7 protein-coding genes are annotated in these 23,627 nt (G+C 37.7%); 3 read left to right on the forward strand and 4 right to left on the reverse strand.

The genetic code is table 11. The features are described from left to right. Nucleotides 1–41: 41 nt before the first annotated feature. Both ACOMA7_RS02520 and ACOMA7_RS02525 read right to left on the reverse strand, forming a co-directional pair. Nucleotides 42–1,007 (reverse strand): GMP reductase, encoded by a 966-nt coding sequence (locus tag ACOMA7_RS02520; protein ID WP_263503054.1) that lies wholly within the window; start codon nt 1,005–1,007, stop codon nt 42–44. Between the two features lie 15 nt (nt 1,008–1,022). Next, entirely contained in the window at nt 1,023–2,315 is a 1,293-nt protein-coding gene (locus ACOMA7_RS02525) for an adenylosuccinate synthase (protein ID WP_421391739.1), read from the reverse strand. A 230-nt stretch (nt 2,316–2,545) separates the two neighbouring features. Between ACOMA7_RS02525 and purB the strand changes: the two genes are divergently transcribed. Next, the gene (purB, locus tag ACOMA7_RS02530) at nt 2,546–3,841 is read left to right on the forward strand and encodes an adenylosuccinate lyase (protein ID WP_421391741.1); all 1,296 of its coding nucleotides are present in this window, start codon (nt 2,546–2,548) and stop codon (nt 3,839–3,841) included. Nucleotides 3,842–3,923: 82 nt separating this feature from the next. Next, a complete protein-coding gene (locus ACOMA7_RS02535) occupies nt 3,924–4,472 on the forward strand; it encodes a hypothetical protein (protein WP_421391743.1) in 549 nt (182 codons plus the stop codon). Between the two features lie 109 nt (nt 4,473–4,581). Here the strand turns inward: ACOMA7_RS02535 and ACOMA7_RS02540 are convergent, their stop codons facing one another. Further along, entirely contained in the window at nt 4,582–5,520 is a 939-nt protein-coding gene (locus ACOMA7_RS02540; RefSeq protein ID WP_421391746.1) for an alpha/beta hydrolase, read from the reverse strand. Between the two features lie 20 nt (nt 5,521–5,540). Continuing rightward, nucleotides 5,541–6,323, reverse strand: a complete 783-nt coding sequence (locus tag ACOMA7_RS02545) for a tyrosine-protein phosphatase (RefSeq protein ID WP_421391749.1) — start codon at nt 6,321–6,323, stop codon at nt 5,541–5,543. A gap of 369 nt (nt 6,324–6,692) precedes the next feature. On the opposite strand from ACOMA7_RS02545, the gene ACOMA7_RS02550 reads away from it, so the two are divergent. After that, nucleotides 6,693–23,459 (forward strand): DUF5776 domain-containing protein, encoded by a 16,767-nt coding sequence (locus ACOMA7_RS02550; protein WP_421391751.1) that lies wholly within the window; start codon nt 6,693–6,695, stop codon nt 23,457–23,459. Nucleotides 23,460–23,627 lie beyond the last annotated feature (168 nt).

A 23,627-nucleotide genomic window follows, 5' to 3' on the forward strand; every position in this document is an offset into this window, starting at 1 on the left:
AAGACCAACTCGATGGGAGTTGGTCTTTTTACATATAAATCCTATGATTCATCAATGCTGTCTAGTAGAACGTAGTTAACTTTACGTAGTGACATTAAGTCTTTTCCACCAGCGTATGAGATTGATGATTGTAGATCTTCTTTCATTTCTAGAAGGGTGTCTTCAATGTTTCCCTTGAATGGGATTAACAATTGACGACCTTCAACGTTGTGGTGTTCACCTTTTTGTTTAGCAGAAGCTGAACCCCAGTATTGTTTGAATTTCTTACCATTCTTTTCGACGATTTCACCAGGTGATTCAACGTGGCCAGCGAAGACTGAGCCAATCATCATCATGGTAGCACCGAAACGAATTGACTTAGCAAGATCACCATTAGTACGGATACCACCGTCGGCAATCATTGGCTTAGTAGCAGCCTTTGAGCACCACTTAAGTGCTGAAAGTTGCCAACCACCAGTACCGAAACCAGTCTTGTACTTAGTGATACATGCTTTACCAGGTCCAATCCCAATCTTAGTAGCATCGGCACCGGCGTTTTCGATTTCACGAACGGCGTCAGGGGTACCTAGATTACCTACGATTAGGAAAGTTTCTGGAATTTCTTTTTTGATGTATTTAATCATCTTGATAACGAAGTCTGAGTGACCATGAGCCACATCAATAGTAGTGTATTCAGGAACGGCATCAGCGGCTTTTAATTCATCGATAAAGTCGTATTCAGCATCCTTGATACCAACACTAATTGAAGCAAATAAACCTTTTTTGTGCATGCTTTGAACGAATTCTAAACGTTGTTCCGGTTGGAATCTGTGCATTACGTAGAAGTAGTCATGTTCAGCCATCCAAGTAGCTAGATTTTCATCCATAACTGTTTCCATGTTTGCGGGAACAACGGGTAGTTGGAATTTACGTGGGCCGAATTGAACGGAAGTATCAGCTTCACTACGGCTCTTAATGATACATTTTTCAGGTAATAATTGGACATTGTGGTAATCAAAAGTTCTCATTATAATGACCTCACTTTATTTATGATCTTCCCATACGTTTTTCAAAATGTTAGTAGCTTCACGGTCTGGACCAACGGCGAAAGTACATAGTTCAACGCCAGTTAGTTCAGAAACACGTTTTAGATAATTTTGTGCGTTAGCAGGTAGTTCTTCGACAGTCTTGCACTTAGTAATGTCTTCTTCCCATCCTGGTAGGTCTTCAAAGACAGGTTCGCACTTGTCTAGGAAGTCTAGGTTAGCAGGGTAGTACTTGATTAATTCGCCATTGTATTTGTAGCCAGTACAGATACGAACGGTGTCAAAACCAGATAGTACGTCTAGACAGTTAAGTGATAGATGAGTGATACCAGAAGTACGAACGGCATGTTGTAGGACAACGGCATCTAGCCAACCAATACGACGTGGACGTTTAGTAACAACACCGTATTCATGAGCAACCTCACGAATGCGATCGGCACGTTCGTCGAATAATTCGGTTGGGAAAGGTCCATCACCAACACGTGAAGTGTATGCCTTACATACACCAACCACTGAGTTGATTCTGTTAGGACCGATACCTGTACCTATGGCTGCGTTTCCAGCAGTAGGATTAGATGAAGTAACGAATGGATAAGTTCCATGGTCAATATCTAACATTGCACCTTGAGCACCTTCAAATAGTACTTTCTTGTCGTTATCTAAAGCTTCATTAATTAGTAGAGAAGTGTCAGTAACGAAAGGCGCAATCTTCTTAGCGTAGGCATTGTACTTGTTAAAGATTTCATCAAAGTCAAAACCAGGTTGGTTGTATAGCTTTTCTAAGATGTTGTTTTTAATGTTTAATGCTTGGTGTAACTTGTCAGCAAAGGTATGTTCGTCAATCAAGTCGGCGATACGAATACCGATACGTTCTAGTTTATCCATATAAGCAGGCCCGATTCCCTTGTGGGTGGTACCTAATTTATGTTCTTTTTGTTCTTCTTGTAATTTATCAAACAAGATGTGGTATGGCATGATTACTTGGGCTCTATTTGAGATACGTAGTCCAGAATAATCAAAACCATTTTCTTCTAAGTAGTCCATTTCAGAAATTAAAGTTTCTGGATTAACTACAACTCCGTTTCCGATGATACTTAGCTTATCGGAATAGAAGATTCCGGATGGAATTAAACGGCAGTGAAATTCCTTGTTGTCAATAACGATGGTATGGCCGGCGTTGTCTCCGCCAGAATATCTTACGATCATATCAGCATCTTGACTTAGAAAGTCGGTAATTTTACCCTTTCCTTCGTCGCCCCATTGGCTACCTATAATAACGATTGATGACATCAAGTTCACCTCATATATTTCATTAAGTATTGAGGAGTGTATTTCAACACTCCACGAAAGATTTTACCATGCTGTCAAAATTAATCAAGAACTATTTGTATAAATGAGAAAATAATGTTCGGAAAATAAATAAAAAACGAACGATACAGATAATTATTTTTAATATTATAGTGAAAAAGCGAATTTTGTATGTTAATATTAAATCAAGATATTCGAAAGGATGGATTGTGATGATTGATCGTTATACAAGATCAGAAATGGGAAATGTATGGTCTAAATATAATCAATACGCCTCATGGCTAGCTGTGGAGGTTGCTGTAGACGAAGCTTGGGCTAAGTTAGGAGAAATCCCTGCTGAAGATTTAGCCAAGATTCAAAAGAACGCTACCTTTGATGAAAAAGAAATTGAAGAAATTGAAAAGACTACCCATCATGATGTCGTAGCATTTACTCGTGATGTTTCAAGATACTTGGGTGATGAAAGTAAATGGATTCACTTCGGAATGACCAGTACAGATATTGTGGATACTGCACAAGGTTACCGCTTAAAACAAGCTAATAACATTATTCGTAAGGATATTGAAGAAATTATCGAAACTATCGGTAACAAGGCTCTTAAATACAAGGACACTGTTATCATGGGACGTACTCATGGGGTACAAGCTGAACCAACTACTTTTGGTTTGAAACTACTTCGTTGGTATGAAGAAATGAAACGTAACTTGGAACGTTTTAATATCGCATCAAAGGATGTTGAAGCAGGTAAGATTTCTGGTGCCGTTGGTACATTCGCTAACGTTGATCCATACGTTGAACAATACGTATGTGAAAAGTTAGGTATCCGCGCCCAATCAGTTGCCAGCCAAGTACTACCTCGTGATTTACACGCTAACTACATTGCTTGTCTAGGTGTGATTGCTACTAGTCTAGAAGAATTTGCTACCGAAGTTCGTGGACTACAACGTTCAGAAATTCATGAAGTCGAAGAACACTTTGCTAAGGGTCAAAAGGGTTCATCAGCAATGCCACACAAGAGAAACCCAATTGGTTCAGAAAACATCTGTGGATTAGCTCGTGTAATGAGGGGACATGTTGTTACTGCAATGGAAAATGTTGCATTATGGCATGAACGAGACATTTCCCACTCATCTGCAGAACGTGTTATCTTGCCAGATTCTACTATCTTAATCGACTACATGTTGCACCGTTTCAACAATATTGTTCGCGATCTAGATGTATTCGAAGAAAGAATGCTAAGTAACCTAAACATTACTAATGGTCTAATCTACTCACAACGTGTAATGTTGAAGTTAGTTGAAGCAGGGATGACTAGAGAAGCTGCTTACGACACAGTTCAACCACTTACTGCAATTGCTTGGGATGAAAACAAACAATTCAAGCCATTGGTTGAAGCCAGTGAAACAATTAACGAAAAACTTTCAAAAGAAGACATTGATGATGCCTTTGATTATCACTATCACATCCGCCACGTCGATGAAATTTTCAAACGCTGTGGTTTAATGTAAAACAAAAAGAGTTGGCAATCCGCCAGCTCTTTTTTTGTGTAATTTTTTAAAATCAGTTAGAATGAAACATAGGTGATATATAATGAATAAAAAATTTGAAATGACAAAAGAAGGTTGGACTTTCTCAGTTCTATTCTTCTTATTCGCTGTTTACTACAGTTTCAGTAAGGCGCACTTTGCTCACTGGGGCAATGTTAAAGTGATATTCTTCTTAGTACACTGGTCAACGCTATTAAGCTCATTGATTTACGCAGTGATCTTGGTATTGTTCTACCTAGTATGTACTTTGCTACCATCACGTCGTATTGTGGCCTTACCAACAATTATTACATTATTACTAGCTGGACAAGAATTAGCACTTGCTTACTACACACTTCCAGTTGGTGATATTTTAGGTGGATTGGTACTATTGATTGGTACTTTGACCATCCTATACATGGCATACATCAACGCTAAAATTAGTTTTAACATCATTGATTCAATCATTGATGCGGATGAAGGAAATTACTTGAAGCGTTGGTTTAACCGAGTGAAAGTCAGTCTAGCATATGATTGGAAACCACTAGTGATTTCAATTGTTATCTACATGATTATTAACGCGTCAATGCTAATGACATTAACATTTAAGTAAGAGTCAGCCAGGTTGGCTGGCTTTTTTATATAATCGATTTGGAATAAATAAGCTCAAGATGATTCGAATAATTAACAAAAAAAGCTCAGCGAAATGCTGAGTTTTTTGTTTAGTCAAAGTATGTGTGCAAGAAGTCTTTGACGCGCTTCTTGTATGCGACTGGGTTGACCCAGAAGCTTTCTTCATGACCTGCACCTGGCACAATCCATAGTTGCTTTGGACCGTTTGATGCGGCGTAGTTTTCATAAGACATGTAAGTTGGTACGTAGATGTCGCTATCCCCGTGAATGAATAGGGTAGGTAAGCTGTTTTTCTTCAATGCTTCGGTACATGAGGCGTTGTGCAAACGATATCCAACTTTGTACCAGTTAATCGCGCTAACCAATGGTTCGATTGGGTAAGGAGGCAAGTGGAACATGTCTTTTAGTAAGTAGTTGAATTCGTCACCAACATTGGTGTATCCACAATCAGCGATGATTGCTTTTACTTGTTTTGGTAAGTCTTCACCACTTAGCATTGTGACAATTCCGGCTCCCATACTGATACCAAACATTAGGATTTCGGCATCGTCACCGACTTTTTCAAGGACTAGTTTAATCCAACGAAGGTAGTCGATACGATCCTTCCAGCCGTAGCTGACGTACTTACCATCACTATCACCGTGAGCACGATCATCTGGAGCCAAAATGTTAAAACCTAGTTCGTGGTACATCTTAATGAAGTTAGCCATTGTTTCACGATTACATCCAACCCCGTGGGCCATAATGATTGTTTTCTTTGTTTCTTCCTTGGCAGGAACATATGAAGCAATCATTTTTTCGCCGGTATCAACTTCGTTTAACACCCATTCTTCCTTTGGGATGGCGTGAAACCAATCAACATAACGGTAGTATGCGTATGCGAAACGCAATTGGCTAGTTTGTGGGACAGGTTCGTCGTCCTTTCTGTTCATACCTAACTTAAATAGGTAGTTGCTGAACATAAAAGCTCCTGCCCCAACTGCAGTAGACATTACACCTAAAGCAGCAGCAGCTTTTTTAAATCCCATAAAAATCACTCCAATGTTATTTAGTCTGTAAGATAAATATCCTTTAATTTAGCAATATCTGCGTCGGATAAACCAATAAATTCGTGTAAGAAGTTATTGATGTTGCCATATTTTTCTTTAATGGTTGCCATCGCAGCATCGAAGTATGATTCGTCGACAGTGTATAAATCGTTTAGGTTTTGACGAAGTTCATCGGTCATACCATATTTACTGTATTGGTCGATTTTGACTTGAATAAATGGTTTCATTGCTTCTTTGGATAATAAGTAATCTTTTTTAATTGTGTCTTCATCAACGCCTAGGGCGAATAAGAAGAACGCAGCAGATAGACCGGTACGGTCCTTTCCTTGCGCGCAATGGAATAGTACGGCACCGTCATCGGTATTGGCTAATAATGTCTTGAAAAGATTCTTAAAAGCATTTTGTGCGGATGGACTAGTGACCATTGATTGGTATGAATTAATCATATTTTGTTTACCGCGCGTAGCGTCATCCATGTATTGTTCAGCGTATTGACGTTCAGTCTTATCGTGACCGCTGTTGAAGACAGGGTTAGAAATGAACTTAGTCTTGCTAGGTAATCTATCTGACGCTTTTTGTCTTTCGGTGTCAGATCTTAAATCAACATCGAAATTAATGCCGTATTCTTCTAAAAATGCTAAGTCAGAATCGGATAAATCAGAAAGTTCACCTGAACGCAGGACTTTGTTCCATTTTACAAAACGGCCATCTTCTGTTTGGTAACCACCAAGTTCACGGAAGTTATAGCCGTTTTTAATGTCTAATAATCGTTGTTGTGACAAAATTCATACCTCCCATATAAACGCAAATATTATTTATTATATTGTAAAAGAAAATCTTTTATAATGAAAGCTTCAAGATGGAAAGTTTGTAGCTTTTTTAAAATAATAAGAAAAATTTGAAGAGGAACTTTTTCTTATTGGATATGACGAAAATACTAATTAATATACATGTTGTATTGCTTTCTTAAGATTTATTAAAACTTTATACAAAACATTTTAAAATGAGTTAAGAAGATGATAATATAATAATTATATAAAATGACCTTAAGTACGCTCTTTTTAATAAAACCCGAGCGTTAAACATAGTTTTTTAATAATGTCGTAATCAAATTTTTTTAAACCAAGATTGAATTTGAAAGGAACGTTAATATGCAATATAACAAGAAAAAATTCAATAAAATAAAAGATAAGAAGGTCATGAAGAAAGTCAAAAAGCAATGGGTCGTAATGTCATTGTCGACTTTTGCTACAGTGGGTGGCCTTGCCTACACAATGACATTCAGTCATGTGGCACACGCTGATACTGCATCTAATCCGGCATCTACCAATCCTACTCAAGGCGGCACAGTTTCTGTTTCTGGTGCTGCTGCAAGCTCTGCCTCAAGTACATCAACAACTCCAGCTAATAGTGTTAATGCATCTTATGCAAATCAATCTGCTGGGAGTGTTGCGGTTACAAGTGCTACTTCTGGAAATCAATCACTATCATCACAGGCTCAGTCTGCATTCAATACAGGATTAGTGGATCTATCACAAACTAAATACAGTTCTTCAGGAGCATCATCAGCTGCTAATCCGGCGTCAGCCTTAGTGTCATCATCACAAGCCTCAGATGTTGCAAGTGCCGCAAACGATGCTGTTAACTACAATAGTGCTATGAATCAAGCTGCATCAGATGCTTTTGCTGGAAATGGCAATAATGTAGCTACTGTCGCATCAAATGCACAAAACTATTACAACGCTGCATATTATGGTGCAAGCAACGCTAAGTCATTATATGATGCTGATTTAAATGGGTATGGTACTGGGAAACAGGATTATACCGCCTTTTCTCAAAACACTAATACACCTACCTCTTCAGCTTCTAATGGAACGTCCTCAGCTCAAGCTGCTACATCTGCACATTCTGCTGCATTAAGTTATGAAAGCAGCTTGAACTCGAAATTCAACGGAAAATCAAATGTATCAGTACATTTAGGTGCTACTGAAAATGGTCAAATTAGTATTCCAACACCATCAGACTCTCAATTAGTTAACCAAAATCCTTACGTTCAAGGATCTGAATTATACAGTGCTTATGAATTTGGTGTTAACTATGCTCTGTCTCATCAAGGGACCGAAGATGCTAAGAATGGTAAATGGACTGGGATTAGTAAAGCACAAGGATTAGTGTATGATCCTACCCGTCAGTTGAGTTTCCCAGGTGACAATTATCATCCTTTAGCTAATTCAAAAAATCCTTACGATCAAGCTTATATCGGTGCACAACAAGCGATGAATGATCAGTGGAGTACCAACGATACAATCCAATCATACGGATATGTATTACAAAACGAAGCTGCAAACCCTAACTACATCAACGGTAGTGCATATTATCAAATGGCATACGATAACGTTGCACGCGAAATGAACGATAATAACACCGCCTTTGTGCATAATGCTTGGCAGTTCCAACGTGCATTGGCAGGTAACTACCATTCTGATTGGAGCTATTCTTCATTCGTAAATGGAACTAATTCTGGTTATTCTGCATATAACGATGCGATGGGATTAAACATTAATGACGGTGGAAAAGGATACAGTACCGTTCGTTTAGTTAATGATATTGATTTCCAAGGAGACCCATATGTTGAACATTGGCCAACTATCCAAAAGCTAAAGAAATTAACTGTTGATGGTCAAAATCACCAAGTTGATTTCCACGGGGTGTTGGATCAATTTGTTAATACTGATACTTCTGTTAACCCCACTTTAATCATTAAGAATTTCCAAATGGCTTATTCATATAACTACTATGGATTCTTGAAGATTAATCAACCTGGTACCGTTATTTACGATAACGTTAACTACATGGGGGCACAAATGCTTTCTGATTGGCCTGCCGGGGGTAACGATATTCGTTTTAAGGGAAATATTAATGAAATTAATGTTTCGACTTATCAAACATCATTAAACAACGGGATTCACCCAACTGAAGGTAATGGGAACCAAGAAAATATGGAAGTTCAAAACCTTCTACTATACCCAGGAGCAAAGTACTTTGGTTCAGTAGCTAGAGACTATGGTAATAACGTTATTAAGCTTTCTGGTAGTTTAACCATGAATGAAGGTTCTCAAATGACATTAGTACCACGTGGTAATGGTGGATACTATGCCCGTTTGGGATCTAACTACGGAATTGTGGTTACCAATGGTGCTAACCTAAACATTAATAAAGGGGCTTCATTACAAATAATTCCTGATTCTTGGAATGGTAGCAATACTTATGCTAATGGTATCTACACATACGGGAATATTAATGTTAATGGTGGAACCTTAGATATTGAAACAGCAGCACCTAGTTACAACAGCAATTCAACGATGTTTGTTGATTCTACTGGACAGGTAAATATATCTAACGGTGGTCTTGTAATGGTTAAATCACAAGGATTGGGTTCATCAAGTACTGGATCCTATGGTTTGCTATATAACAACAACGGACGAGTTAATGTTAACAACTTGGGTAACTTGTATATTAGTGGTGATGGAACCGGTGCTACTAACCTATTAGCAGGACCATTAAACATTACTAATCCTGGTCAAAACAACATTACCCTTGATTTGACACAAAATACAAATACTGGTAGTCGGATTTCTAACGGTAAAATTGATGCATATACATCACTTGTTACTTATGGTGTTGGTGTCCAAGGGTCTAATGGATTACAAGCAGGTCAAACAAACACTGGATCATCAAAGATTCTATATAGTTTCCACTTATTTAATCAAAATGGAAACTATACAAATAGCTATGTAGATGCTTCAGGTAATAAGAGTTCATTTAGTCAACAAGGAAATCCTAACTTCGTACAAATCGCAACAGTTCCTGCGGTTTATTTCGTTGGGCCTATGACACCAGTATTAAACTCTGACGGAACTTACACTTTGACAGGTTATGCTCAAGTAAGTGATCGTAAGTCAACTGATACAGATCCAATCTATGCCCAAGTTGGATACGGAACTCAAAATAGTTATCCAACGTTAACCACAATTGGTAATGGTATTAGAAACACTGTTACAATTGATCAAAACAACTATACACAAGCAATTCAAGTTCCAAGTAACTACAACTATGAATTGATTAAATACAGTATTAACATGCCTAAAGACTACAATCCAAATAAGAATCCTTATGTCGGACTGCTTCTTCGTTATGGAGTTGACGGTGTTGATACTGTTGCCCAGGTACAAACTAAGCAATTTACTTCATCACAACACAGTTATGATCTTTCTTCAGATGGAAAATCATTGGTAGATCAAAGTCAACAAGTAATCGATACTGGTAGTTATGCCGGAATCAGTGATGGTAGAGACGACGCATTGTACTACTTATCTAATGGTACACAAGCTAGTCAACAACGTTACACCGATCGATACAAGATTGATGATGATTATACTAACGGATACAACAGTGTCATGGCTGGGTACAACGCCTTCGCTAATGGAGCAGCTGATCCAAATAACAACCCAGGTGCAATTAAAGTGGGTAGTGTTGCTGAAAATATTGCCAATGATGACAACACAATCACTGATCCTCAAGGATATATTGATGGTTATAATCGTGCTAAAGCCGATGCAAAAGGGACTTTAGTAGGTCTTAATGATTTCATTAATGGTAAACAACAATCCGCAACCAACTCATATAATGGATCAAATAATAATGGAACAAATACGCCAACTGCTCAATATACTGATAACTACAACAATGCGTACTACAACGCTGTCCAAGGTTACCAAGACAGTAAAGTAACCACTGTTGAAGCAAATCCAAATAGTGTTGCCTATGATCAAGGATTCCATGCTGCACAAAACTTTAACCAAGGAATCAGTGATGCCTCTAAAGGCGCAGTATCTCAAGATTCTTTGAGCAATAACCCTGCTTATGCTGTCGGTGTTAACGCATTTAATGCAGCCAAAAAAGACGTTATGAGTGGCACTACAACTAATACTAATGGACAAGTTATTTTTACAGATGCATATAATTCTGCATATCAACAAATTAAGTCTCAATACGATAATGGTGCCCAATCATTTTTAAATTTTGACTCCAATAACACATCTTCATTGCCATCAGCATATCAAGAGGTATCTAAGCAAGGTTATCAAGATGCAATTGATGGATACAATGGTACTCCTGATGGACATGAAGGATTATCGGGATATAAATTAGGTCAATCCATTAAGTCTGGTGAACAAGATTTAGTGAATGGTAGACAAAAGGACGCTACTAAGAGTTCTGATGATGGATATAACAAAGGTTATCAAGATGCACTAGATGGTTTTAAAGATGCGATTAATTACAACATCGCAAATGGTTCTAATATGGCATCTGATAATTTAAGTGGTAAAACACAAGCCTACAAGGATGCTGTAACAGCTGCTCAAACAGCTACTCAAGCAATCCAAGATGCTAAAAATGATATCGATGCTAATAGGGAACCTGCTAACTTAAGCTCTCAAACAAAGGCATACCAAGACGCTTATAATGCGTACAAGGCTGCTTATTTGAATGTGGATAAAAACACTCAACCAACTAATTTGAATTCACAAAGTGATATTTATCAAGCTGTTTACAATGCAGAGCACGCTGATATTCAAAGCAAGTATCAACAAGGGATTAATGATTATATTCAAAAGAAATCTTCCCAAAGTAATAACGACGTCTATGGTAAAGCGTACAACGATGCTCAAGCTGCATTCGACGATTTCAGTAAAAAATATGATGGCAAATCAGATCCATCATCTATAACACCAAGTGACCAAACAAGTCGCTCACAAGCTTATATAACCGCATTTACTTACGCAAAAAATGCTGCGGTTGGAGCATATGAAGCTACCCAACAATACGGTAACTTTAATCGCCCAACGCAAAACGATAATCCAGCATATATGGATGGTTTTAACGCTGTTAGAGATGCATATTCTGATGCATCATTGACAAAATCTAACCGTGATACAAGTCAAAATAGTACTGCATATAAAAATGTATATAACGATTCATTGAAAAAAGCGCAAAATGATTATCAAGCTGCTGTGCAGGACTTTTTAAAGGGACAAAAGTCCGCTTCAAATGATGTATTAGGTCAACAGGCTCAACAAGATGCTGCCTTAGGATACCAAGCAGCTTTATCAGGTAAGACTGAAGATCAATTGAACGATACCCAAAAGAATAACGCTGGATTTATGCAAGCATACCAAGCTGCTCAAGATGCTAAAGCAGGTTATCAAGCCGCTATTGATAAAAAAGATGAAAACGGTAAAAATCAAGATTTTGAAGATAACTTACCAAAAACAGAAGACGGGAAAATTGAGGATACGTCTTCATATGAAGCATACCTTGGTGCTAAGGATGAATTGAGTGGTCATTCAATTTCAGATACTGTCCTAGCTCATAAATCTATTGCATACCAACAAGCATATCGTCAGGCATTTGCAGTCAGTCAAGAAGATGCGGAACAAGGTGTTAAGGATTATCTACAAGGTAAGCAAAACAAAGACTCATATAGTTCAAATAGTAATTATAAAAATGGATACGATAAGGCAAAGCTTGGATTTAGTCGTAGTTCTGATAGTTTAGATAGATTAGAAGAGTTGGGTTATCAAGGTAAACTTGGTGCGCAATCATACCTAAACGGGAACCCATTAAGAAGTTCTGCATTGTCTGATGGAAGTACTCAAATTGATGCTGCCTCAATTGGATATTTAGAAGCTCAAAATGGTTCTACTGTTGCGATTAATAATTTGAGTAATTTGACATCTGATTCAAAAGCGCCAACTGATAAAAGTGCAGCTTATCAATTAGGTTATCAAAATGTTATTGACCAAGTCGTTCAAGGATATAACAAAGCCGTAGCTAATCAAAATAGTCATGACTTTGATAACATCAAAGCCACTGACGTGAACTATGCTGAATATCAAGCATACACTGCTGCAGTAGCAGGTATTAATGCTGCCAAATTAGGTAATGAAGATCCAAACATTATGAATGTAACTGATTCTTCTCAAATTACACCTTACATTGCTGTGTACCAAAAAGCAGCGAAAGCATATGATAATCAGGCCAAAAAGGGTAAGGATGATTTTGTAAAAAAGGTTCAACCTTCTTCAGATTATGCAAATGGAACAACTACTGATGCAATGAAGACTGCCTATACAAATGCTTATAATGCTGCAATGGCTGGATTCAAAGATCACATTAGTGATGACCAAGCAGGTAGTACAACTAACAAGACTAATAAGCCATCAGACTCAACAATTGATGCTTACAATGCAGGTTATGATGCTTACAACATCGCTAAACAAGGGGTAAATGATGCTCGACAAGCCTCATCATTGCAACCAATTAGCGTAGATGACGCTCAACTTTATGTAGATGGTTATAATGCTGAGGTTCAAGCAATTAGTGATGCTCAAAACGGTAAAAATAATTGGTTAGACCCCGCATATAACGGTACTCTTAGTGCTAATTACAAGAATAAAGATCAAGCATTCCAAGGCTTATATCCATCATTGCTTGCTGATGCCAATAAAGCATATCAACAAGGAATGAGTGATTTCTTAAACACTAATGGTCATGATGCAACATATACTTCATCAAATTCTGATAAGGTATATCAATTAGGTTTCCAAGACGCCCAAAATGGAGTTAATAATGTATCAGATAATAAGAGTGTTGGATATAAAAGCGGAAATAGCTATTTAGGAAAAATAAATAAAGGTATATCAATAGCTCAATCAAGTACAAGTTCAAGTAATTCGGATTTACCAACTAATGATGCAATTCGTGGTGCCGCTGCTGGATATATTGATAGTCAAAACGGCGGAACTGCAAAGATTAATCCTAATGAATCATTAGCTTATAACATTGCATACGAAAAATCTTTTGAAGATGGAAAAAATCAGTTTGTTAGTGGTGCCCAATCCTACTTGAATGGAACTGCTCAACAATCTCTACTACAAAGTGGGGGATATCAAAACCAAGATCGACGTAATGGATACGCTAATGCTAGATCAGGATATTTCGCTGCTTCAGAAAATCAAGCACCAACTGATGCCCAAAGAAAGATTCCAACGTTTATGATGGGATATAATGCTGCAGTCGTTGCAATGGCAGCAAATCAAGGACTAAGTTCAGAACAAGCGCTACAAAAAGTAGTCCCAATTTCTAATGATTCAACTGATTACAGCATTATTTACCAAAATGCCTACCAAAATGCACAAAGTGGATATCAATATGGCCAGTTAAATAGTACTGTGAACCCAAATCAAGCTCCGGGGTACTTAACCGGATATTACGCTGCACGTGGTGCTCAGGACTTTACCAAGGGTAATCCTCAACAAACACAAAATGGAATAACTAACCTTGATGATGCTGCAGCAGCTCAAAATGCATATAACTATGGTTATACTCAAGCAAATAATGGTTTCAATGATGCAACTAATAATAAGGCAAATAGTAGTAGTCAAATTGCTGCATACAACGATGGTGTAACAGCTTATAATAATGCAAAGAGTGCACAAAATGCTGATATTTCAGCTGCAATTACCTTGGCACAAAAGAACTTCCAAAGTAACCCTTATAAGAATGTCGATGCCAATACACAAACAACGTTTAGAAATAATTTGAAAAACAATGTCACAAATTACAACAATAATGAACAAGTCTTTTCAACCATTGCACAAATTGCATATTTGAATGCATTCATTCAAGCAAGTAATGATTATTCAAAAGGAATCAACGAGTTCTTAAGTGGTAGTGATAATAATGCAAACGTTCCTAAAACTGCAGATGTCTTTGAACAACAAGGTTTTAATGATGCTAAAAATGCATATAATTTGGCCCTAAGTCAAAATAACGTAAAGAACATGACTGGTATTTTGGGTATTAATTCAACTCCAACAATATCCAGTCCAGCTACTGCTGGTAATAATGATGGAACTAACACCGCAACTCAAATTGCTAATGCGTTCAAAGATTTAATTAAAAACGGGACCGTTATCCCTCAAAGTAGTTCAGACTCTAATTATCAAACAGCTGCAACTGCTATGCTTCAAGCACAAAACGATTTGATTTCGGGAGTTCCTGAACAAGATAATTCAAGTAAAAATAATTTAGTTTATGATAATGCGTATAAGCTTGTTTATGAATATTCTAAAAATGAATATCAAAACGGTGTGGATTCGGTTATTAAAAATACGCAATTAGATAACGATACTTTCGCTATTCAAGGTGCAAGTAATGCAAGAAGTGGTTTTAATGATGCTTTATCTGGTTCAAATCAAATTAGTAAAAATCCTCAATACAATGCCGGTTACAACGCAGCAAAGGCAATCCAAAAAGCATATGAAGACACCATGAACCAACCAACTAATTCAACTGATTATGGCAGTGGAAATCAAAATGATACAAGGGATGCTGTTAAACAAGCTCTAAGTGATTTCCAAAGTAACCCTAATATCGCCATCAGTAATGGTAACAGTAGTAATGGTGCTACTGGATCATCTGCGGGTGATGCCATGAAGATTAATGGAACAGGAATTAGTAATATTGTTTACAATACTGCTTGGAATGCGATTCAAGGTGCTGCCATGAATGGTATGAATAATTACTTATTTAACCAACATATGTTAAATAATTTAACTGATGACCAAGCAAGCATTATTGGAAAACAAGGCGACGGAACTTCTGGTAAATTCACAGAAGCTGAAAGTCAAGGATTCGTCAAGGGTTATCAAGATGCGCAAAATGGTTTTAAAGATGCGTTAGCTGGAAAAACTGTATTACCAATCGATGCCCAAGAATTAGCGAAGTTATCTAACTTCTATGTAAATGGTTTCACTGAAGGTAGTCAAATTAGCAAGGCAGTTGCCAGCGCTACAGTCGATGGACCTCAAGGAATCAATAATCCACAAGTGATTGAACAAGCTTATCAAGAAGCTTACCAAGCAACATTAGATGCGCAAAATAATCTAAAAAATGGTAAAAACAGTCCAATCGATGACACAGCAACACATGATATGGTATACAAGACTGCGTACAACACGGCCTTATCTCAAAATACTGCTTCGTATAAGAATGGTGCATATTACTTTGCACAAAATACTTCATTGAGTTCATTGGTTGGTCAAAATGGTGTTCGTTCAGATCAACTAGATATTACTTCCAACGGTTACAATAAAGCGCTTGAAGGATTTAATTTCTTCAAGAATGGTAACACCGAAAGCAATGAATCTGAGGGACAAAAAAATAACGTTGCTTTCCAAATTGGTGTTCAAGCGTGGAAGAGTTTGCAAAATGGTTATCAAGCTGCATTAAACAATGCTAATGATAGTAGTGAACAAGCTAAAATCAACGATAACAATACTAATAACATGGATAGTCATGTTAAAAACATTGTGGAAGGTCAAGCATATCAAGGTGCGGTTGATGGATTAAATAATTACTTGCAAAATGGTACTACTAAAACAACTAATACCAATCCTTTTTATGTAGAATCTTACAACCAAGCTGTGACAGAAGCGGTTGCGAAGGTTAGCCAAGGTTCACAAAACTTCTTGAATGGCAATGATCAAAATGACCCAAATGCTGCTCCAAATGGTAGTGACACTCGAGGCCTTGATGCGAAAGCTTTGTCAAAAGGATTTAGTGATACTAAATCAGGATTTGACGATGCAGCAACTAAGCAATTGAGTGATACAGAATTAAGTCAATATTCTGCTGCATATCAAGCGGGATACAAAGCTAAGAAGGCAGCTTTAGATGCATACAATAACGTTACTCCAGCACCTACTGATAGTAATCAATTGAGTGTATACAAGGAAGCTCAAAATGCGGCAGCAAAAGCACGTCAAGATATCGCTAATAATACGATTTCTTCAGATTCCGATCGCTCAAGCAAAGATCGTGTATACAACTTTATCTATGATCAAATTACTAATGACTACAAGAATGGTATGAAGCAATTTAGAGATGGACAGGTTTCTGCAACTGGCAATAGCTATGTTCAATCTGGTTTTAGTGATGAACAACGTGGTTATAATGAAGGCCAACAAGCTGGTTTAAGCAACAACGTATCTCCAAGTCAAAGTAACGCAGGTTACATCGATGGTTACAACCTTGGTAAAGCCTCCGCAATTGCTTACAATGCATCTCAAAATACATCCACTGACGCTAACTCAAACAACAAATACACAGCAGATACTAATGGTGTATCCGCGTTTGACGGTGCACAAGACGGTTACAAGGATGCAATTAGTGATAAACCACGTAACAGAACATCAAGAGCTGCTAATGAAGCTAGTCAAAAGGCATATAACGATGCCTATGACAAGGCTTACCAAACAGCTAGAAATGAGATGCAATCAGGAATTGATGCATTTACTAACTATGATGGTAGTGATGATTTAGACGGCAATGGTGATGCTAATAACACCAACAAACCAACATCATCAGTTCTTCTAGAACAAGCAGCTATTGATAAGGGTTACTTGGATGCTAAAGCAGGTTACAAAGATGCTTTGAAGTATGTAAAGGATCATCCAAATGATTCATCTAACGATAACGCTGGTAAGATTAGTCAACCTAGTCAAGCTTATGATAATGGTTATCAATTAGGATTGGATGTAGCTCGTTCACTTGAATACACTAGAAGTCATGCGACTGCAACAACAGACAATAATGCAACCACTGATCAAGCTAAGTCAGCATTCGACGGTGCTGTTAGAGGATTTGCTGATGGGCAAGATACTGCAACACAACATGTTCTTGATGCAAACAAGTCTGGTGCATACAAAAAGGCATACACAATTGCCAATGTTGAATCTGGTCAACAATATGAACAAGGTAAACAACTATTCTTAACTGGTGTCTTGAATAATCATTCTAACGATACTAATAATGCTGATGATGTTGCCTTTAACCGTGGATACAAAGAAACTTCTGATGGTTACACAGATGGAATGAAGATTCCACACATTCAAAACGGTAACTCAACTGGTTACTTAGCTGGTTACAATAAGGGAACTGCAATCTCTGATAGTTTCCAAAGTGCTCAAGATGGTAACCAAGAATACACTGGTAACGATCAAAGCGAAGGTGCATTTAGTCCAAGGGAAACATTTGATGCCGCTAAAGCTGGTTTTGATGATGCCAAGGCATTGAACAATCCAAAATCAAATGCTGACAAGACTATTTCATACCAAAACGCATACAACCTTGCATATAAAGAATACAAGGATGCAATCGCTAAGGGTTCACAACAATATTTCGATGGAAATGGTAAGGGAACCACTGATTCTAATAACCTCGTAGATCAAGCAACTGCGCGCGGTTTTGCAATTACTAACGATGGATTCAATAATGGCTACACCAGCGCATCAAGTAATTCACCACATACACCTAGTGATTACACAGCTGATATTTACACTCGTGGATACAATGCCGGAACAGGTGCAAGTGCGTTTGTATATGCAAAGTCATACGATAGTAGTAATGCAGATCAAACTACTGGTTATCAAGAAGCTAAAGACGGATTTAATTTCGCCGCTGCTGGTAATGATGCTAGTCAAATTCCTGCCGCTAAAGCTGGACAAGCTGCATTTATGAAGGGATTCAATGTCTACACCCAATACAAGAACGGGATTGAAGATGGTTCCATCAAGGATGGAGAAAAGCAATCAACCGATGCTGATTATGGGAATGCTTACCAAGCAACCCAAGCTGCTCGTCAACAATTCATGCATTATTCAAATGTTGATAACACTGCACATACACCAATTTATCAATCAATCTTCGATGTTAAAGGTAAGGAATTCTTCGATCAATACGAATCTGGTAAGAATGCTTACCTATCAGGAAGCAATAATTCCGGAACAGATTTCCATGCCCAAGGATATCAAGACGCAATTGATGGTTTCCAAGCTGGATTTAGTAGTAACGGTCAATCGCAAACTCAAGAAACTAACAATGTCGGCTACACCGAATCATATAAAGCTGGTCAATCAGCATACAAGGGATACCTTGCTGCTTTAGCTGACAAGACCAACAACACCAGCGGTGATTCATCATCTTATGCAACCGATGGATTTAATGGTGCTGTTCAAGCATTAACCGATGGATTTAACATCAATAATCCAGGACTTCAAAAAGGTATGTCTGTCTCAATGCAAAATGGTTACAATGCAATGATTCAACAAGCTCAACAAGCGGTTGAAGATGGATTGAACTCATTTGCCCAATCACTTCCAAATGCTCATTCAATAAATACTGGTAGTGGTAATAGTCTAGATAAATTACAAAAGGCTGCTTATGACACTACTAAGGATGGCTATGAAGCAGGATTGGCTGGTAACTTTGATCAAACAATGAGCAATAATAAAGCTTATGTACAAGGTTACAACTTAGGTAAGGGTGCTAACGAGTTCTTGAATGGCAAACCTAAGGATGATAGTTCACTAGATGATAGTGTTGAAAGCCAAGGATATAAAGACGCAGAATCTGGATATGCTGCTGCAGTCGATAGTAATGGAAATATCGTTCCACAATCATCATTAACTGCTCAACAAAAAGCAGATACTGTCTTTATGGCTGGATATACTGCACACGTTAATGCCCTTAATGCTGCCAATGGCACATACACTAAGCGATCTAATATCGATAGTGACCAATACTCACAATACGGTGTTAATGCTGTCAATGACGCGTTAACTGATGCTAGAAATGGCGTGAAGAGTGATGTATCAGGTAGACCAAAGGCATACCAAGATGTATACAACACCTACTTTGCTAAGATGTATGGTAACTTTGACGATATTAAGGACAGCGTTAATAATGCTAACTCTGGAAACAGTAATGTCGACATTAGTCATGAAAACAACGTTTCAGGTGACTACTTCAAAGCGATTAAGCAATATCTAAACAAGAATACCTCATCATTGCCAAATAACATTGCGACTGATCAAGGAATTGCTGACGCAACCAAAGGTTTCATGAATGGTATTTCTAACTCACCTGAAAAGCTTCCATATGCTGGATATACTCCCGCATACAACGTTGGTTTGAAGTTGAGTGCTGGATTCAAGGCTGCTAAAGCAGATGTTACAAAGAACACAGCCGATACTACTAATGACGATGAAAACACCAAGAATGATATTAATGAATCATACAATGGTGCCGTTGCTGGATATCAATCTGCCTTGTCAGGTGGTAGTCCTCAAGACACTGACTCAAGTCACTCATTGCCATATAGTGCTTCATATAATGTTGCATATGGTATCGCTAATCAAAACCTATTGAATGGTCAAAACGACTTCTTGACCTCAGCTGGTACTAATCAACCAAGTGATTCAAATGAAATGGAAAAATCAAGTTACAACTTTGGTTATAACCAAACTCGTGATGGTTACAAGGATGCAATCGATGGTAAGGCGCAAGTTTCACATCCATCAGCATCCTACTCAGCAGGATATAGTGCTGCAACCAATGCTAAGAGCGGCCGTGATGATGCTAATTCTGGTAAAGCACCACAAGATACTAGCAACGCACAATACATGGCTGGTTACAACGCTACTGTTAAAGCTAGACATGATGCGGTTATGACTAATAATCAACCAAGTGATGTGTCAAATGAACCATTGGTATATCAAGATGTTTATAATGATGAATATGCTAAGGATAATAAGGATTACATCACTGGTTATAGCAACTATGTTGCAAATGGTAACAAGGTATCAGATGATAGTTTCCAAAAATTAGGTTATGAAGATACCCAAAATGGTTATTCCGATGGTTTGAAGGGTAATACCGAAGCTAGTTCTAACTATGGATACATTCAAGGATACGAAATGGGTCAAGCATTTAAGGATGCATACAAGACGGCCTACAACGATCCAACACAAAGCCATACTGACCAATACACTGGTTCTGATGATGCAGTTAATACCTACGATGCTGCTGTCCAAGCATTCAAACAGGTCAGCTCTGAAAAGACACCTGCAGATGTTAGTCAACAATCTGCAGCTTACCAACGCGCATACAAGACTGCATATGATCAATCAATTGCAGAAATGAATGACGGAAGTCAACGCTTCATTAACGGATTGTCAAATGAACATTCAAATGGTGCTGATGCTGATGACCGTGCATATAACCAAGGTTACGTAAATACTCAATCTGGTTATCAAGATGGATTTGCTGCTAAGTCAGTTGCCGATCTAAGCGATGATAATAAAGCTAGCGCTACTTACATGACAGGATACAATATCGGTAAGGGTGCCCAAGACTTTGTTAATGGACTTGCTGAAGGCTCAGCAACAATCACTAGTACAAATATTCAAATCAATAATCAAGAAAATTACGATTCTGGTTATGCACAAGCACAAACTGGTTACGAACAACGCAAGAAAGGTGTTACTCGTGACCAATTGACCCAAGCACAATTGAACAACCCTGCATTTATGAGTGGTTTCGATATGGCTGATGAAATCCAACAAGGGATTCAAGATGCAATCAATAAGCCAACTGATAACTATAATTCAAATAGTCCACATGACCGTGCATACAAAGCGGTATTAGATGCATTGAATGACTTCAAGCAAGGAAGAAGAAGTGATGTATCACAACAACCAGCCGCTTATGCTGATGCATACAATGATATTTATGCACAAATCATTGCTAAGGCTAACAATGGTAGTCAACAATACCTAAATGGTAGTCAAAATGATAAGGCGCAAAGTCAAAATATCTTGGATCAAGCTTACACATTTGGATATAACAATTCTAAGGATGGATCCGATGCAGTATACGATGCTGCTAAATCTGGTAAACTACCAAGTTCAACCGATTTAACTGAAGCACAAAAGAGTAATACTTCATTCATGGCTGGTTACAACAACGCCAATGGTGCTGTTGCATTTGATACCAACAGTTATCCAAAGGATAGCAATGTTGATTATCAAGCTGGTTATGCTGATGCTTCTAATGGTTATGATGCTGGTATGTCAGGTGTTACTGTTGATCAACTAACACCTCAACAACAAAATGACAAGTCATTTATGCTTGGTTTTAATAAGTCAGGCGAAGCATTGAAGGGTTACCAATTAGCACAACAAGCTTTCGGTAATGATGACAATACTCACATGACTAATTCTGATGAAGATACTTCATTTAGAGGTGCGCAAGCTGGATTCATTGATGCCCAATTAGGACGTCCAATGAGTATAGATAATGTATCCGTTGTTTACGACAAGGCATATCAACGTGCATACGCTGAATGGCAAAGCCATGTTCAAATTGGTGCACTTGATGGTGTTAACAACAAGGCAAAACAAGATGCTACTTTGAACCCTGTTGATAAATCCGCCTACGATATGGGATACAACAGTGCTGCTACAGCATTAAGTGATGCCAAGATTAACTCCGTTAATAAGGGTACTGTTCAAGGATCTGATAAGCTAGATAAGAATGTTTACAACGATGTGTACAATGCTTATAACAGTGGTTACCTTCGTGGGTACAACAAGCTAGCCAAAGATATTAATTCTGCTGATGCTATTTACTCATCTGCATATGATCAAGGATATGCTTTAGGAGTGAAAAATGCCCCTGTGATTGTCGTTCCTGATAATGGAAAAGATAAACCATCAGGTAATAATAGCTCCAACGGTAATACTGGTAACACTTCCAACGGTAGTACTGCACACACTGGTACTTCTAATAGTAATACTTCAAACGGAAGTACTTCGACTGGCAGCACTTCAAATAGTGGAACATCGAATGATAATCATTCTGGCAAACCTAATAAATCAGAAAACAATAACACCTCTGCTCAAACTGGTTCAAATTCAGAAGCTAAGCCAACAATAATTAACACTAATACTGTGGCTAAATCTGATAAGGTAGTTGAATCATTTACTAATGGTGTAAAGGAAACTCCTGCTGCCAAGCCAGAAAAAGTTAAGTACGACGATAACTATAAAGACATTATCGTTGGATTTAAGGCTGGTATTGATAATGAAAAGGTTAGCCAAAAGGATAAAAAGAAGTTCTACTTTAACCAAGGAATTGAATTAGCGAAGATTGTTAAGATTGCAATCAATGATGCTAAGAGGGTTAAGAAGCTAACCAATGCTCAAAGAAGACAACAACCTGCTGCTTACGTTAAAGCATTCGACGCTTATAAAGCAGGGGTGTTGGCAGAAAAGAACAATGTTAAGAACAGAAAAGCTAAACGTATCAACTATGCGAAGATGGGGACAATTGCAGAATATGCTTTCAAACAAGGATTCCAAGTTGAAAGAAAGCAACAAATGTCTGATGGGACTCGAGCTGGTAGGAAACGTGGTAGCAAGCACTACCATATTCCTAAGTTGAAAAACCAAAACGTTGATTTCGTCAAGTCTTATGAAAAGGCTTATAAGAAGGAAATTAAACGTCGTTTACCTAAGTATGTTTACAATATTAAGTCTGTTTACACTCATAGATCAGTAAGATTTACCAAGGGTAATAGAGTTATCTTCTATGCTAAGAGACCGAGATATGCAGCACATGTATTCAAGGTTAAAGGAATTGCATTCTACAAGAATGGTATTCCTCGTTACAGAGTATCTGGTGGCCGTATCTTAACAGCTACTCCTTCTTCAATGAGAAGTGCTTACTACTCAAGAAAGAACAATGCTCGTCATTACAGGGTAATTCGCCCTACTGGAGTATGGTTACACAACAGTAAGAAGTTCAGTGTTGGTAATAGAATTAAGCACTTTAGACGTAATAGTGTCATTAAGATCCGTAAGGTACTTAAATACCATGGAATCACTCGTCTATACATTAATTCACACCAATACATCACAAGTAATAAAACTTTTGTTAAAGAAACTAAATAAGTCGATTTGACTAAATATAAGAAAAAAGACACCAATCAAATGATTGGTGTCTTTTTTGTAAAAGATAATAAACACACTAATATAATTTTTAAATAAAATCAATATTCTTAATCAAAGGTTAAAAAGTTTTAAAAAAACGTTAAGAGTGGTATCATGATTAGAACGATA

Origin of the sequence: Apilactobacillus intestinapis, from assembly GCF_049166695.1 — a bacterium.
Lineage (GTDB): Bacteria > Bacillota > Bacilli > Lactobacillales > Lactobacillaceae > Apilactobacillus > Apilactobacillus kunkeei_C.